Origin of the sequence: Lactobacillus sp. wkB10, from assembly GCF_000760615.1 — a bacterium.
Classification (GTDB): Bacteria; Bacillota; Bacilli; order Lactobacillales; family Lactobacillaceae; genus Lactobacillus; species Lactobacillus huangpiensis.
In genome coordinates this window covers 41,869-57,293 of the sequence record NZ_JRJB01000008.1, presented here as the reverse complement: position 1 = coordinate 57,293, position 15,425 = coordinate 41,869, and the positions used below count along the sequence as shown (strand labels likewise).

Below are 15,425 nucleotides of genomic sequence, written 5' to 3'. Positions count from 1 at the left end.
CAATACTAGATAGAACCGTTTTTTGGACTTGGTTTGTGATACCAAATTGATTCAAATTCTGGATGCTCATTAAAGTAATTAATAACTAAAGGATCAAGTGGCCAAACGGGCAGATGAGATTTTTGAGCAATAAACATTACTATTTTCATTTGATCATGTAAAATCTTTTTGCTATTCATTTTGGGATTGACGAAGAAGTGATTCATAATCCAAACTGTAGCATCTTTACGCTCAATTTTGTCCATTGTCCAACTATAAACCATTTCCCCATTATCATCGTCTTCGCGAAAAAATTGGTGGGGATCATCTACATTAAACATTTATTCTCCCTTCAAAAGTAAAAATTTTACGTACCTAATTATATAAGATTTCAGATAATGTCTGCAATTTAATGTAAAATAGTGTTTAAAAGTTTTAAAGGAGATAACATGGAAAAGATTCGGGGCTTTGAGATTGTATCTAAATATAAAAATAAAAATGTTACTTTACCAAGAAGACAAACGATTGCTAGTGCAGGCTATGACTTAGCTGCAGCAAAAGATGTATTAATTCCAAGTATTTGGAGGCTTAATTTTGTCCGTATTTTTAGGCTGATCCGTAATGGTCATCAACTATACGAACAAGATTATGAAATGGCTGAACACGTCCTTAAACCTTTTTTAATTCCCACAGGAGTGAAAGCATATATGCCTGAAGATGAAGTATTATTGCTGGCAAATCGGTCATCAAATACTTTTAAAAGGAATCTTGCACTTCCAAATGGGGTCGGTGTCATTGATTCCGATTATTATAATAATGATGCTAATGAAGGCGAGATCTTTGTTCAATTAATTAACTATGGGGTGAGACCTATTCAGATTCATCAAGGTGACCGAATCGGTCAGGGGATTTTTATTCATTATTTAAAAACTGATAATGATGTGCCTATTGACAGACAAAGAATAAATGGCTTTGGTTCAACAAACAAGAAGGGAAGCTAAATGGCAAAACTAAAAACAAAGTATAAATGTCGTTCTTGTGGTTACATTTCTGCTAGTTATTTAGGGCGCTGTCCCAATTGCGGCGCTTGGAATCAGTTTGAAAAAGAAACTGAAGCAGTGCAAAACCGTTCAACTAAAGGCAGTCCCAGCAGGCTTATCAAGAAAACTGGAATTAGTGAACCGGTTAAATTGGAAAATGTTAAAGCAGAAAAAGAAGAACGTGTACAAACCAGTATGGAAGAGCTTAACAGAGTTTTAGGAGGTGGTATTGTTCCAGGTTCATTAGTCTTGATTGGAGGAGACCCTGGCATTGGCAAATCAACTTTAATGTTGCAAATCATGAGCGAACTTGCAAATCAATATAAAGTGCTGTATGTTTCGGGGGAAGAATCAGCCAATCAAATTAAGCTACGGGCTGACCGTTTAGGACTGCCAGCTAATGATATGATGCTTTATCCAGAAACAGACATGGAAGACATTCGCCAACAAATTTCCGATTTAGAGCCAGATTTTGTTGTCATTGATTCAATTCAGACAATGAATGAACCAAGCTTAGACTCAATGACAGGATCAGCTTCACAGGTAAGAGAAGTTACTAGTGAACTAATGAAAATTGCCAAAATGGATGCTATTACCGTTTTTGTTATTGGCCATGTTACAAAAGAAGGTGCGATTGCCGGTCCCAAAATACTAGAGCACATGGTAGATACTGTTCTTTATTTTGAGGGTGATGAACACCATGCTTACCGTATTTTACATTCTGTGAAAAACAGGTTTGGCGCTGCTAATGAAATAGGCATGTTTGAAATGGTTAATAAAGGTTTAAAAGAAGTTACTAATCCTTCAGCTATATTTTTAGATGAACGTCTGCCAAAATCAACTGGATCGGCAATTGTTGTCTCTCTTGAAGGAACAAGACCTATTTTGGCAGAAATTCAGGCTTTGGTTACGCCTACGGCTTTTGGTTATGCCAAAAGAACTACTTCGGGCATTGATTATAATCGGGCGGGATTATTGCTGGCTGTTCTAGAAAAACGAGGCAACTTGATGTTGCAAAATCAAGATGTATATTTAACTGCTACTGGTGGAATTCGACTGAACGAACCAGCAGTTGACTTAGCCGTTGTCATGGCTATCGCATCCAGTTATAAAAATCAGGAAATTTTGCCAACTGATTGTTTTGTTGGTGAAGTTGGTTTAACTGGTGAGGTACGACGTGTTAATCAAATAGATGCGCGAATTAAAGAAGCTGCTAAAACTGGGTTTAAGCGTATTTTTATCCCGAAACACAATATGCGTGCAAGTCTAAAGAACGCTGGAATTGAAGTTATCCCCGTTTCAAGTATTCCGCAAGCCTTAAAACTAGTTTTAGGCTAACGAACATTGAACTTTTTTTCTATTACGCGTAAACTTAAATTGTTTATATTTACTTTTTGAAAGAGGCATGAATTTTGGCTAAACAAAAAATTCGGGTAAGATATGCCCCAAGTCCAACAGGGCACTTACATATTGGAAATGCACGAACTGCGCTATTTAATTATTTATTTGCGCGTCATAATAAAGGAACTTTTGTCTTAAGAATTGAGGATACTGATCAGAAGCGTAATGTTGAAGGCGGTTCAGAGTCGCAAATGGAAAACTTGCACTGGCTTGGTATTGATTGGGATGAAGGTCCTGACAAGGGTGGCGATTATGGTCCATATCGTCAATCTGAACGAAAAGACATCTATAATAAATACATTAAGCAGCTGGTTGATGAGGGTAAAGCTTATTACTCTTATAAAACTGAGGAAGAATTAGAAGAACAACGTGAAGAACAACGTGCAATGGGCATTGCACCTCACTACACGTATGAATATGAGGGAATGACAGCAGATGAAATTGCTGAAAAGCAAGAGCAGGCAAAGGCAAAGGGCTTAAAACCGGTTGTTCGTATTCATATTCCTGAAATGGAAACATATTCTTGGGATGATATTGTCAAGGGGCATCTTAGTTTTGAGTCTGATACCATCGGTGGTGATTTTGTCATTCAAAAGCGCGATGGCATGCCTACTTACAACTTTGCAGTGGTAATTGATGATCACCTGATGAAAATTACTCACGTTTTGCGTGGAGATGATCACGTTTCAAACACGCCTAAACAATTAGCAGTTTATGAGGCTCTTGGCTGGGAGCCGCCAAAATTTGGTCACATGACTTTAATTATTAATTCTGAAACTGGTAAAAAACTTTCAAAGCGTGATGAATCTGTTTTACAATTCATTGAGCAATATAGAGACCTTGGCTATCTGCCTGATGCAATGTTTAACTTTATTACATTATTAGGCTGGTCTCCAGTTGGTGAAAGCGAGATTTTCAGCCAACGTGAGTTAATTAAGCAATTTGATCCGGCAAGATTATCTAATTCTCCTGCTGCTTTTGATCAGAAGAAGTTGGAGTGGATTAACAACCAGTATATTAAAAAGGCTGATCGTGATACTCTCTTAGACTTGGCACTTAATAATTTGCAGGGGGCAGGTTTAGTTGAAAAAGATCCAAATCCAGAAAAAATGGAGTGGGTCAGACAGTTGGTTAACATCTATTCTGTTCAAATGTCATATACAAAGCAGATTGTTGACCTGGCAAAAATTTTCTTTAATGCTCCTAAAGACTTAAGTGAAAAAGAAATTGAAGAAATTCGCAAAGATGAGGCTAGACCGGTAATTGAAGAATTTAAGAAGCAAATTGATTTGATACCACGGTTTACTGCTCCCCAAATAATGAATGCTGTGCAAGCAACTCGTAAGGCAACAGGAATTAAAGGTAGACGCTTGTTCATGCCAATTAGAATTGCTACTACCAGATCAATGGTGGGACCAGGAATTGGTGAAGCTATGGAGCTTCTAGGCAAAAAACGAGTGTTAGAACATTTAGATTTAACTCTGAAACAAATGAGTGAAAACGGCCTATAGTTATTAAAACAGCGTATTATTCTAGTATTAATAAGAGTAATACGCTGTTTTAACTTGCAGTTAGGCAGAATCTGATTATGGCAAAAAACAAGATAGCAAACTTTTCGTTGAAAAAATTGATTAAGGTTTCTGGTAAAATTAAGATATAGAATTTAGAAAGGTCAGTTAGCCACAGTGAAAATTTATAACACTTTAACTAATACTAAAGAGGAGTTTAAGCCTATAACCCCAGGTCAGGTAACAATGTATGTTTGTGGACCAACGGTATATAATTACATTCACATTGGTAATGCCAGGAGCGTTATTGCCTTTGACACCATTAGACGCTATCTAGAATTTCGCGATTTTAGGGTAAATTTTGTGTCTAATTTTACTGACGTAGACGATAAAATGATCGCTGAGGCTAAAGCTGAAAATGTCACTGTGCCTGTATTAGCTGAGCGCTACATTAAAGCATATCGTGAAGACATTGCAGCTTTAAACGTTAAGCCGGCAACAAAAAATCCCCGTGCAACTCACGAAATCAACGAAATTATTAAATTTATCCAAAAGCTGATTTCTAAGGGGTATGCTTATGAGTCAGATGGTGATGTTTATTATCGTACCAGAAAATTTAAAAATTATGGTGCTCTTAGTAGCCAAAATATTGCAGAGCTTGAGGAGGGTGCTTCTGAGCATGTTAATGAAGAAGAACAAAAACGTAAAGAAGACCCAATAGATTTTGCTTTATGGAAAAAGCAAAAGGAACCTGATGAAATAGCTTGGGATTCTCCTTGGGGCAAAGGTCGGCCTGGCTGGCATATTGAATGTTCAGTTATGGCTACAAAATATTTAGGTGAAACAATTGATATTCATGGTGGTGGTCAAGATTTGGAATTTCCTCATCATGAAAATGAAATTGCTCAAAGTGAAGCAGCAACAGGCAAACAGTTTGTTCACTATTGGATGCATAATGGCTTTGTTACAGTTGGAGCAGATGCAGAAAAAATGTCCAAGTCATTGCATAATTTTGTAACTGTACATGATTTGTTGCAAAAAATTGATCCACAAGTCTTGCGCTTCTTTATGGCCAGTGTTCAGTACAGAAGGCAAATTAATTATTCGACTGATAATTTAAAACAAGCGCAAATTATTTTGCAGAGGTTTAAAAACACTCTTAACAATCTTAAATATCGACTTAAGGATGGATCAACGAGCCAAAAGTCAGAAACTTTAGTCAATAAAATTCAAGACACTCAGCACAAATTTATTAATGCCATGGATGATGATTTTAATGTTCAGAATGCTTTAACTGCCATTTACGATTTATTACCAGAAATAAATGCTAATATTAATGCTAAAAATGCAGATAAAGATGCGCTTAACAATTCTCTAGAATTGTTGACAAAGTGGTTAGCTATTTTTGGAATAGATACTCAAAAATTAATTAATACTGATGAGCGAAATGATGATAAGCAAATCCAAGAGCTAATTAATAAGCGTGAAGAAGCACGTAAAAACAAAGATTGGGCACAAAGCGATGCTCTACGCGACGAACTTAAGCAAATGGGTGTTACAGTTGAAGATACACCACAAGGAACAAGGTGGCTACGTGAATAAAACTCTAAAAATGACAGAAAGTGATGTTAATCCGGATACTCTAAATGGGCAAACATTAGCTTATCTAGGTGATGCTGTTTATGAAATTTTTATCAGGCGACATTTAATTAAATGCGGTATTGTTAAACCCCAAGTCTTGCAAAGAAGAGCTACTCATTATGTGTCGGCCAAAGCGCAAGCAGCATTAATTACCAAACTTCAGGAAGAAAATTTGCTTTCTGAAGATGAAGTAGCGACTTTTCATCGCGGTCGCAATTCAAAAACCTATACTAAAGCAAAAAATACCAGTTTGGCTACTTATCAGTTATCTACAGGTTTTGAAGCTGTTTGGGGTTACTTAGAACTGTTAAACAAAAAAGATCGTATAAAGCAGCTAACAGAATGGTGTATTAAAACTATTGAAAATGGGGGCATAGAGAATTATGACTTCAAATGACAAAGACTTTGTTTTCGGCAGGCATGCGGGACTGGATTATTTAAAAACTCAAGATGCTGATCATATTAACAAAATATTTTTACAGCAGGGTATAAAAGAAAGTTTTGCCAATCAAGTATTTACCTTGGCTAAACACAAGGGGCTGATTGTCCAAACAGTACCTAAAAACAAACTTGATAAATTAGTTCAAGGTGAAAATCACCAAGGATTAGTTTTAACAGTTGCTAGTTTTGAATATGCTGATCTGAATCAACTTCTGGATCAATTTGACCAAAATAATGACGAACCGTTTTTGCTAATGCTTGATTCAATTGAAGATCCACATAATTTAGGTTCTATTTTAAGAACAGCCGATGCTACGGGAGTAGATGGAATTATAATTCCTAAAAGAAGAGCTACCGGATTGACTTCCGTTGTTGCTAAAACTTCAACGGGAGCAATTGATTATGTGCCAGTAGCAAGAGTAAATAATCTGGTTCAAACTGCGAAAATATTAAAAAAGCGTGGCTATTGGCTTTTTGGTACTGATATGAAAGGGACAGATTATCGGCAGTGGAACAGTAATGGCAAAACCGTTTTAGTAATCGGTAATGAAGGTAAAGGAATTTCACGGCTCCTTAAAGAGCAGATGGACCAAATGCTGACATTGCCAATGGTCGGCCATGTACAATCGCTTAATGCCAGTGTTGCAACTGGTGTTTTACTTTATCAGATGCTTAACAGTCGAAACCCTCTTAAATAGTTTTTCTTACACTCTGATTAATCAGAGTGTATTTTTATGTCTAAAAATGTCCTGTTCTTTTTTTTAATTAATGCGGTTTCAACAAATTTGGCTTTTTGTTTTTGCCGAACTAACAGTAAAAAATAGTTGCTGAGTTTGAACTTAGGTTCGATTTTTGAGGTTTATTAGTTACTGTATTCTTCAATAAAAATTTAAATAGGAGAAGTGGAATGAAGAATACTGAAGTAAATATTAAAAGTGAGGCGGAACTTATTAGACAAATAAAAAATGGTGAGGATGAAGCTATATTAGATTTGTGTTTTCTTTATAAACCATTGGTTAACAAAGTGAAGAATTTGTATCACGTTCGCTATTATGACAGTCAAGATTGGGAACAAGATGCAATGATTATTTGTCATGCTTCCGCAATAAGTTTTGACTTAAATAAAGGAAAATTTGGCAGTTATTTTAAAACACGTTTGATTAACCATGCACGTTCACTCGTAAGGTATGATAATGCCTATCGCCGGCAGGCTTTGAAGCAATCCGTTTCGTTAGAAACAGCTAAGAAAAACAATTTATTGCCTTTAGATAAATCATTTGTTTCTATACCGGAAATTCCTTTAAGTGAGAATATTGCAATTTTAACGGGCAGGTTGTCTCATTTGGAGACCAATGCATTATTAATAGGACTTGGCGTAATAGAACAAAAAGAAGTTATCCAAAAATTAAAAATTAGTAAATTAACCTTATCAAGAGCGCGTTCACGACTCGTGCAAAAAATGCGTAAAACACTCCTCAATTAGTATTTTTGTAGTTGACATCTGGAAATTGCGGTATAATGGGTCTTGTAGAATAAATTTTAGGAGGTAGTTAAGATGGCTGATGAAGTTATGAAGACTGCATTGTTAGATCGTCACATGAAAGAAGTTTTTGACTGGAGTGATTCAGATCTTCCAGTTAGAGATGCCCTTTGGGATTATTTTATGGAAAAGAATGGCAGAGATACCATTAAAACGGAAGAAGCTATGCTTCCATTCCTGAAAGACTCTGACGATAAAATCGAATCCTTCGTTAATGAAAATCTTAAGAAGTAAATCCGACTAATACAATGTTCTACGCACTGTGGTCACGCATTTGTTTGGCTACTACAAAGGCAGTTGCTTGAATGAGCAACTGCTTTTGTTTTGTAATAATTAAGTTTGCAAATAATTATTAAATTAATTGCTTAAGTTAGCCATTTTTGCTAAAATACAATAGTTTGGAAGTGAGATTATGGCAGTGAAAAAAGCATCATTAGCTTGCAGCATCTGCGGCTCTCGTAATTACTCAATCGCTGCAAGTAAGAATCGCACTCAGCGACTAGAATTAAAAAAATTTTGTAAACACTGTGGTAAAATGACGTTACATAAAGAAACGAGGTAATTATGGTTAAATTCTTTAAGAGTGTAGTTGAGGAAATGAAGCTGGTTACTTGGCCAACAGCAAAACAAAACCGTCACGACACCGGAATCGTAATTGTTTCTTCAATTTTGTTTGCTGCATATTTAGGGCTACTTGATCTGTTGTTGACTAATGTTACACAAATAGTTATGTAATAGCACAGTTTTTTAATTTGTGATACAATAATATTAATTAGAAAGTCCTCTGGAGCAGAGGCTTTTTTGTTTGCCAAAAATATAAGGAGAATACGTAATAATGGTAGAAACTACTAAAAAGCAATGGTATGTCCTTCATACTTATTCAGGTTATGAAGACAAGGTCAAATCAGACTTGCTGTCGCGAGCTCAAAGTATGGGGATGCAAGACTATATTTTTCGAGTAATGGTTCCTGAACAGGAAAAGATTGAAAAGGTAAATAACAAGAAAAAAGAAGTCGAAGAAAAGATCTTCCCAGGTTATGTTTTAGTTGAAATGGTAATGACTGATGAAAGCTGGTTTGTTGTGCGGAACACACCAAATGTAACTGGATTTGTTGGTTCGCATGGTGGTGGTTCTAAGCCATCCCCACTTTTAGAAGATGAGGTTAATAGGCTTTTACGTCAACAAGGCGAACCTGCTAAAAGACCGCAAATTGACTTTGAAATTGGTGAAACTGTTACGATCATTGATGGAGCCTTTAACGGTGTTGAAGGAAAAATTACTGAAATTCAACCTGATAAATATAAATTGTTTGTTTCAGTTGACATGTTTGGTCGTGCTACCACAACTGAGCTTGATTATGATCAAGTAAAGAAAATTAGTTAGTAATAAGTCATTTATTGCAAAATTACTAAATCGATGATAATATATTAAAGTACTTTTATTATTGTGGGAGGAAAAGTAGGTAACTTTTCCATTTTAACCACGCACGGAATCAAGGAGGTTTTGACCGTGGCAAAGAAAGTTATAAATGTTGTTAAATTACAAATACCAGCTGGTGCTGCAACACCTGCTCCTCCAGTTGGTCCAGCTTTAGGTCAAGCTGGTATTAACATTGTTGGCTTTACTAAGGACTTCAATGCTAGAACTGCTGACCAAAAGGGCATGATTATTCCTGTAGTCATCACAGTATACGAAGATCGTTCATTCGAATTCGTAACTAAGACTCCACCAGCTCCAGTACTTTTGAAGCAGGCTGCTAAGATTGACAAGGCATCCGGTGAACCAAACACCAAGAAAGTTGGTAAGGTTACCAAGGATCAAGTTAAGGAAATTGCTGAAACTAAGATGAAGGACCTTAACGCTGCTGATGTCGAAGCTGCTATGCGGATGATCGAAGGTACTGCTAGAAGCATGGGTATCGAAGTCGAAGACTAATCCTGTTATTTATAACAATTTAGGTGGGAGAGCTTTAGCTCGCTTGACCACATATTAAGGAGGAAATCACATGCCAAAGCATGGTAAAAAATATTTAGAAGCTGCTAAAAAAGTAGATTCAAAGAAATTATATTCAGTTGCTGAAGCAATGAAGTTAGTTAAAGAAACTTCATACGCAGGCTTTGATGCTTCAGTTGAAGTTTCATACAATTTGAGCGTTGACCCTAAACAAGCAGACCAACAAATTCGTGGCTCACTGGTTTTGCCTAATGGTACTGGTAAGACACAAAAAGTTATTGTATTTGCTGAGGGTCCTCAAGCTGAACAAGCTAAGGCTGCTGGTGCTGATGAAGTTGGTTCTGGCGACTTAGTTGAAAAAGTACAAAACGGTTACTTAGACTTTGATGTCGTTGTTGCTACACCAACAATGATGGCAAAAGTTGGTCGTTTAGGTCGTGTACTTGGACCTAAAGGTTTAATGCCAAACCCTAAGACTGGTACCGTTACAATGGATATTGAAAAAGCCGTTAAGAACGTAAAAGCTGGTCAAGTTGAATACCGTGTTGACCGTCAAGCTGCTATTCATGCTGCTATTGGTAAAGTTTCATTTACTGATGAGCAATTAATTGAAAACTTTGATGCATTGCGTGACGTTATTTTACGTGCGCGTCCATCTGCTGCTAAAGGTCAATACATTAAGAGTGTTGCTGTAGCTGCAACCTTTGGACCTGGGATTAAACTTGATCCATTAAATCTGGACTAAAATTGAACAATTAATTAAAGCAACTTTGCAGATTAAGCAGGTTGCTTTTTTTATCTATTTACGAGTATTTATGATTGGTCAAAGGTAAAAGTTTTGATAAACTAGAGCTAAATTTTATTTGTTTAATTGAGGGAATTTTATATGAAAAAAAGTAATTTAGGCAGACTGCTGACATTAATATTATTTATGTCCCTATTTTTGGCAGGTTGCAGTCAAAACCGAGAAAAAATTACTATTGTTGGCTCCAGTGCCTTACAACCTTTAATAGAACAAGCTGGTAATGACTATCACTTAGCCCACATGAGCAGCAACATTGTAGTTCAGGGTGGAGGATCCGGTACTGGTCTAAGTCAAGTTCAAGCCGGAGCCGTTGAAGTAGGCACTTCAGATGTTTATGCTGAGACCCAAAAGGGTATTGATGCAAAAAAATTAGAAGATTATCCTGTGGCAGTAGTTGGTATCGTGCCAATTGCAAACAAGGGTGTCGGAGTTAAAAATTTATCTACTAAACAACTTTCTGATATTTTTACTGGTAAAATTAAAAATTGGCGTCAAGTGGGTGGCAAAAATCAGTCAATTATTGTGATCAACCGTTCTCGTGGGAGTGGTACGCGATCGACATTTGAGGACTTGGTTCTAAATGGAAAAGAAGCAATTAATTCTCAAGAACAGGATTCAAATGGAACTGTCAAAAAAATTGTCAATTCTACACCGGGTACTATTTCTTATATTTCTTTTCCCTATGCTAATGACCAAAATATTCAAAAAATAAGTATAAATAATATTCAACCAGATAATAGAAACATACCCACGAACAAGTGGCCACTTTGGTCTTATGAGCATATGTATACAAAAGGTAAACCGAATAAGGCTACTGCAGCTTTTATTAAATACGTATTGAGTAAAAAAGTTCAAAAAGATTTAGTTCCTAAAATTGGCTATATAAGTGTACATGAAATGAAAGTTGCGCGTGATAGTCAAAATAAAATTACGAAGATAGGTAAATAAAATGGCAAAAAAAGAACAAGATTTACAACAAGTTGTTGAGAATGCTCTTGCCGAACAAAAAGTACCACATGTTAAGTTCAAAGGTATTGATCCCAAAAATATTGATGTTGATCGCTTAACTAAGCCATCAAAAGAAACACGACAAGAATGGTGGGGCAGAGGATTAACATTTTTGGCAATTATATTAATAGGAATATTAATAGTTGCAATCATTGGTTTTGTTGGCATGCATGGGTTAGCAACTTTTATTGATAATAAAGTGAACATTTTCCATTTTCTGTTTTCTACTGACTGGAATCCTAATGCTGGTAAAAACCATGTGGGTGCCGCAGCAATGATTGTAACTTCTTTTGCAGTAACACTTTTGGCTGCTTTGATTGCAACACCGTTTTCGATTGCAGTTGCTTTATTCATGACAGAATATGAATCTGGTAAGAGAGTGCAGTTACTGCAATCCGTAATGGAGCTTTTAGTAGGTATTCCTTCTGTAGTTTATGGCTTTATTGGCTTAATGGTGGTTGTTCCAGCTGTCAGAACTATTTTTGGTGGAACAGGCTTTGGCATCTTGACTGCCACTTTAATACTTTTTGTAATGGTTCTGCCCACAATCACTTCTCTTACTGTTGATGCGTTTAAAGCTATTCCCAAAGATTTGCGAAAGTCTTCAGCAGCTCTTGGTGCTACGAAATGGCAGACTATATATCACGTTGTGCTGAGAGCAGCTCGCTCACGTATCATGACAGCCGTTATTTTCGGTATGGCTCGTGCTTTTGGTGAAGCTTTAGCTGTGCAAATGGCAATCGGGAATGCAGTCTTAATGCCATATAACTTGGTTAGCCCAGCAGCAACATTAACCAGTCAGTTGACTAGTCAAATGGGCAATACTGTTATGGGTACCTTGCCTAACAATTCATTATGGTCTTTGGCACTTTTGTTATTAATTATGTCACTAGTATTTAATTTTTTAGTACATTTAATTGGAAAGAAGAGTTAGTAGTATTATGAACGCAAAAAAAACAAATAAAATTGCTACTGGCGTAATTTATTTCTTAGTTGGAATCGTTGTACTTCTTTTGGTTGGTATTCTTGGTAATATCTTAGTTTCGGGATTACCGCATTTATCGTGGCATTTCTTGAGTTCAGAATCGTCCTCTTTTGAAGCAGGCGGTGGAATTAGAGACCAATTATTTAATTCTATCTATCTTTTATTACTTACCTTACTAATTTCTATGCCAATTGCACTCGGTGCTGCCATTTATTTAGCCGAATATGCTCCTGATAACTGGTTCACTCAGTTAATCAGAACCACGATTGAAATTTTGAGCTCTTTACCTTCAATAGTTGTTGGTCTGTTTGGTTATCTTTTATTTGTGGTTCAGTTCGGATTTGGCTTTTCAATTCTCGCTGGCGCTTTAGCACTAACTTTTTTCAACTTGCCAACTCTTACTAGTAATATTGAAGAAGCCATTAAAGGTGTTCCTCAAACTCAAAGAGAAGCTGGCTGGGCTCTGGGTTTATCTAATTGGAAGACCATTCACGGCATTGTATTGCCAGCAGCCCTGCCAGGAATAATTACTGGTGTTATTTTGAGCGCTGGACGTGTTTTTGGTGAAGCTGCAGCTTTGATTTATACCGCAGGGCAAAGTGGTTCAACGGTTGATTATTCTAACTGGAATATGTTTAGTCCTACTAGTTTTTTGAATGTAATGCGTCCAGCAGAAACACTAGCCGTACATATTTGGAAAGTAAATACTGAAGGGATAATTCCGGATGTGAATGTGGTTTCAGCTGCTACTTCTGCTTTGCTAGTCATTGTTGTCATTATCTTTAACTTCGGTGCTAGAGCGTTGGGAAACTGGATCTATAAACGGCTTACTGCCGCAAGAATAAAGTAAAGGGGTTCTTATGGAAAATTGGCAAAAACAAAAAACCTACATTAAGACCTTTCCTGAAGATGACTGTGCAATTTCAACTACTGATTTGAGTGTTTTCTATGGTGGTACAGTTCAAAAGTTGTTTGATGTTAGCTTAGGCTTTAAGAAAAATACAATTACTGCATTAATAGGAGCATCTGGTTCAGGTAAATCAACATTTTTGCGCTCACTTAATCGTATGAATGACCGTGTGGCACGAGTTGACGGCAAAATCATGTTTCATGGCCTTAATGTTAATCAGAGCAAAATTAATGTTTATGAATTGCGAAAGGCAATTGGAATGGTTTTTCAAAAGCCTAATCCTTTTCCGAAGTCAATTAGAGAAAATATCACATATGCCTTAAAAGCAAACGGTCAGCAGAATAAAAAGAAACTGGAACAAATTGTAGAAGAAAGTCTTAGAGCTGCGGCTTTATGGGATGAGGTAAAGGATAAACTCGACCAAAGTGCATTGGCTCTATCAGGGGGTCAGCAGCAAAGACTATGCATTGCGCGAGCGATTGCTCTAAAACCCGAAATTTTACTTCTTGACGAGCCTGCTAGTGCTTTGGATCCTGTATCTACTGCTAAGCTTGAAGATACTTTAAAGCAGTTGAGAAAGAAATATACCATGGTTATGGTAACGCATAATATGCAGCAGGCTTCAAGAATTAGTGAATATACAGCATTCTTTCACTTGGGACATGCGTTAGAATATGATACTACTACAAATATTTTCACCAACCCTCAAGGTGAAATTACTGAGAAGTACATCCAGGGTAGTTTTGGATAAAGGTGGCGTTATTGATGACAAATGTGATGGAGACTAAAAATGTTAAACTTAAGTATGGCAGTTTTGAAGCTTTACATGGTATAAGTTTAGCTTTTCCCGCTCAAAAATTGACTGCCTTAATTGGACCATCTGGCTGTGGCAAATCTACCTTTTTGCGCTGTTTAAATCGTATGAATGATGATATTGACGATATTAATATTACTGGTGAGATACTTTTAGAAGGAAAAGATATTTATCATTCTCACATTGATTTAGTTGCTTTACGTAAGAAGGTGGGAATGGTGTTTCAACAGCCCACGCCGTTTCCATTTTCAGTTTTTGATAATGTAGCTTATGGTTTACGCATAGCTGGTGTTAAAGATAAAGATCTGATTGAACAGCGTGTTGAAGAAAGTTTGAAGCAAGCTGCAATTTGGAATGAAACTAAAGACAGTTTGCAGCGTAATGCTCTTGCTTTTTCAGGAGGACAACAGCAACGTATTTGTATAGCTCGGGCTCTGGCAATCAGACCGGAAGTTGTTTTACTTGATGAGCCGACATCTGCTTTAGATCCAATATCAAGTTCAGAAATTGAAGAAACGTTAATGGCTTTGAAACAGAAATATACTTTTATTATGGTGACACACAACTTGCAACAGGCGAGTCGGGTTTCAGATCAGGTAGCTTTTTTAATGAATGGTGAATTGATTGAATCAGGTTCGACACAAGAAATGTTCTTGTCACCTAAAAAAGAAATGACAAACAATTATCTTAACGGCCGTTTTGGCTAATTTTGGAGGTGGATTATGCACGAAATATTTTTAGATGAACTGAAAAAGTTGAACGCTCAGTTTATGGAAATGGGAGTCTTGGTCAATGATTTGATTGACAAGGGTACGCGTTCATTCGTTGAACATGATAAAAAGACGGCGCAAGAAATGATTGCCGAAGACAAGGAAGTAGCTAAAGAAGCTGTCAAGATCGAAAAAAAGGCTTTGGAATTAATGGCTTTACAACAGCCAGTTGCGACTGATTTCCGTGTTGTTATTAGTATTTTAAAAGCTACAACAGATTTGGAAAGAATTGGAGAAAATGCGAATAGCATTGCCGTTGAAACTGTCAGAGTTAAAGGTAATCCACGTCTTCCAGAGGTCGAAAAAATAATTTCCAATATGACTCATCAGGTGCGTGAAATGCTGGTACAAGTATTAACAGCTTACGTGCAAGAAGATGAGGAAAATGCCAGAAAAATGGTACTTGGACATGCTAAGGTTTTTAAAGATTATAAGAATGCCAGACAAATGATTATAGATGGTGTAGAACAAGAACCTGACGCCGCTGTAGCTTCTGCCAGTTACTTTGTTATCATCAGATTACTAGAGAGAATAAGTGATCATATTGTGAACCTGGCCAGTTGGGTAATTTACAAAACTTCAGGTGAATTATTTGAGTTAATAAAACCTAAGCCGAAAAAGAACTGATT

20 protein-coding genes are annotated in these 15,425 nt (G+C 36.6%); 19 read left to right on the top strand and 1 reads right to left on the bottom strand.

What is annotated here, in order from left to right; translation table 11 throughout:
- Positions 1–5 precede the first annotated feature (5 nt).
- Positions 6–320 (bottom strand): hypothetical protein, encoded by a 315-nt coding sequence (locus LACWKB10_RS06650; RefSeq protein WP_034980351.1) that lies wholly within the window; start codon positions 318–320, stop codon positions 6–8.
- 108 nt (positions 321–428) lie between these two features.
- Between LACWKB10_RS06650 and LACWKB10_RS06645 the strand changes: the two genes are divergently transcribed.
- The 19 genes from LACWKB10_RS06645 (at position 429) to phoU (ending at position 15,423) form a co-directional block, all read left to right on the top strand.
- Positions 429–980, top strand: coding sequence for a hypothetical protein (locus LACWKB10_RS06645; RefSeq protein ID WP_034980349.1), 552 nt, complete (start codon positions 429–431; stop codon positions 978–980).
- The gene (gene radA / locus LACWKB10_RS06640) at positions 981–2,357 is read left to right on the top strand and encodes a DNA repair protein RadA (protein WP_034980348.1); all 1,377 of its coding nucleotides are present in this window, start codon (positions 981–983) and stop codon (positions 2,355–2,357) included.
- 74 nt (positions 2,358–2,431) lie between these two features.
- Complete coding sequence (gene gltX, locus LACWKB10_RS06635; protein WP_034980347.1) at positions 2,432–3,931, top strand: glutamate--tRNA ligase; 1,500 nt, start codon at positions 2,432–2,434, stop codon at positions 3,929–3,931.
- 174 nt (positions 3,932–4,105) lie between these two features.
- Positions 4,106–5,530, top strand: coding sequence for a cysteine--tRNA ligase (cysS, locus tag LACWKB10_RS06630; RefSeq protein ID WP_034980344.1), 1,425 nt, complete (start codon positions 4,106–4,108; stop codon positions 5,528–5,530).
- 10 nt (positions 5,531–5,540) lie between these two features.
- Positions 5,541–5,966, top strand: a complete 426-nt coding sequence (locus LACWKB10_RS06625; protein ID WP_369792490.1) for a Mini-ribonuclease 3 — start codon at positions 5,541–5,543, stop codon at positions 5,964–5,966.
- A complete protein-coding gene (gene rlmB, locus LACWKB10_RS06620) occupies positions 5,953–6,708 on the top strand; it encodes a 23S rRNA (guanosine(2251)-2'-O)-methyltransferase RlmB (RefSeq protein ID WP_034980342.1) in 756 nt (251 codons plus the stop codon). Before LACWKB10_RS06625 ends, rlmB begins: the two co-directional genes overlap by 14 nt.
- A 209-nt stretch (positions 6,709–6,917) precedes the next feature.
- Positions 6,918–7,493, top strand: a complete 576-nt coding sequence (locus LACWKB10_RS06615) for a sigma-70 family RNA polymerase sigma factor (protein ID WP_034980341.1) — start codon at positions 6,918–6,920, stop codon at positions 7,491–7,493.
- A gap of 72 nt (positions 7,494–7,565) precedes the next feature.
- Positions 7,566–7,784, top strand: coding sequence for a hypothetical protein (locus LACWKB10_RS06610; protein ID WP_034980340.1), 219 nt, complete (start codon positions 7,566–7,568; stop codon positions 7,782–7,784).
- Between the two features lie 178 nt (positions 7,785–7,962).
- Positions 7,963–8,112, top strand: coding sequence for a 50S ribosomal protein L33 (rpmG, locus tag LACWKB10_RS10025; protein WP_081945356.1), 150 nt, complete (start codon positions 7,963–7,965; stop codon positions 8,110–8,112).
- A 2-nt stretch (positions 8,113–8,114) separates the two neighbouring features.
- Positions 8,115–8,285 carry a preprotein translocase subunit SecE gene (gene secE, locus LACWKB10_RS06605; protein ID WP_034980339.1) on the top strand — a complete coding sequence of 57 codons (171 nt, stop codon included), beginning with the start codon at positions 8,115–8,117 and terminating at the stop codon, positions 8,283–8,285.
- Positions 8,286–8,385: 100 nt separating this feature from the next.
- Entirely contained in the window at positions 8,386–8,934 is a 549-nt protein-coding gene (gene nusG / locus LACWKB10_RS06600; protein WP_034980337.1) for a transcription termination/antitermination protein NusG, read from the top strand.
- A gap of 126 nt (positions 8,935–9,060) precedes the next feature.
- Positions 9,061–9,486 (top strand): 50S ribosomal protein L11, encoded by a 426-nt coding sequence (gene rplK / locus LACWKB10_RS06595; protein ID WP_034980336.1) that lies wholly within the window; start codon positions 9,061–9,063, stop codon positions 9,484–9,486.
- Positions 9,487–9,556: 70 nt separating this feature from the next.
- Entirely contained in the window at positions 9,557–10,249 is a 693-nt protein-coding gene (rplA, locus tag LACWKB10_RS06590; RefSeq protein WP_034980334.1) for a 50S ribosomal protein L1, read from the top strand.
- 141 nt (positions 10,250–10,390) lie between these two features.
- Positions 10,391–11,257 carry a phosphate ABC transporter substrate-binding protein PstS family protein gene (locus LACWKB10_RS06585; protein WP_034980332.1) on the top strand — a complete coding sequence of 289 codons (867 nt, stop codon included), beginning with the start codon at positions 10,391–10,393 and terminating at the stop codon, positions 11,255–11,257.
- A gap of 1 nt (position 11,258) precedes the next feature.
- A complete protein-coding gene (pstC, locus tag LACWKB10_RS06580; RefSeq protein ID WP_034980330.1) occupies positions 11,259–12,251 on the top strand; it encodes a phosphate ABC transporter permease subunit PstC in 993 nt (330 codons plus the stop codon).
- 7 nt (positions 12,252–12,258) lie between these two features.
- Positions 12,259–13,152 carry a phosphate ABC transporter permease PstA gene (gene pstA / locus LACWKB10_RS06575; protein ID WP_034980328.1) on the top strand — a complete coding sequence of 298 codons (894 nt, stop codon included), beginning with the start codon at positions 12,259–12,261 and terminating at the stop codon, positions 13,150–13,152.
- Between the two features lie 10 nt (positions 13,153–13,162).
- Positions 13,163–13,963: a phosphate ABC transporter ATP-binding protein PstB gene (pstB, locus tag LACWKB10_RS06570; protein ID WP_034980326.1), complete on the top strand. Its 801-nt coding sequence runs from the start codon at positions 13,163–13,165 to the stop codon at positions 13,961–13,963.
- Positions 13,964–13,977: 14 nt separating this feature from the next.
- A complete protein-coding gene (pstB, locus tag LACWKB10_RS06565; protein ID WP_034980325.1) occupies positions 13,978–14,733 on the top strand; it encodes a phosphate ABC transporter ATP-binding protein PstB in 756 nt (251 codons plus the stop codon).
- A 15-nt stretch (positions 14,734–14,748) separates the two neighbouring features.
- Positions 14,749–15,423: a phosphate signaling complex protein PhoU gene (gene phoU / locus LACWKB10_RS06560; protein WP_034980324.1), complete on the top strand. Its 675-nt coding sequence runs from the start codon at positions 14,749–14,751 to the stop codon at positions 15,421–15,423.
- The last annotated feature ends 2 nt before the right edge of the window (positions 15,424–15,425 follow it).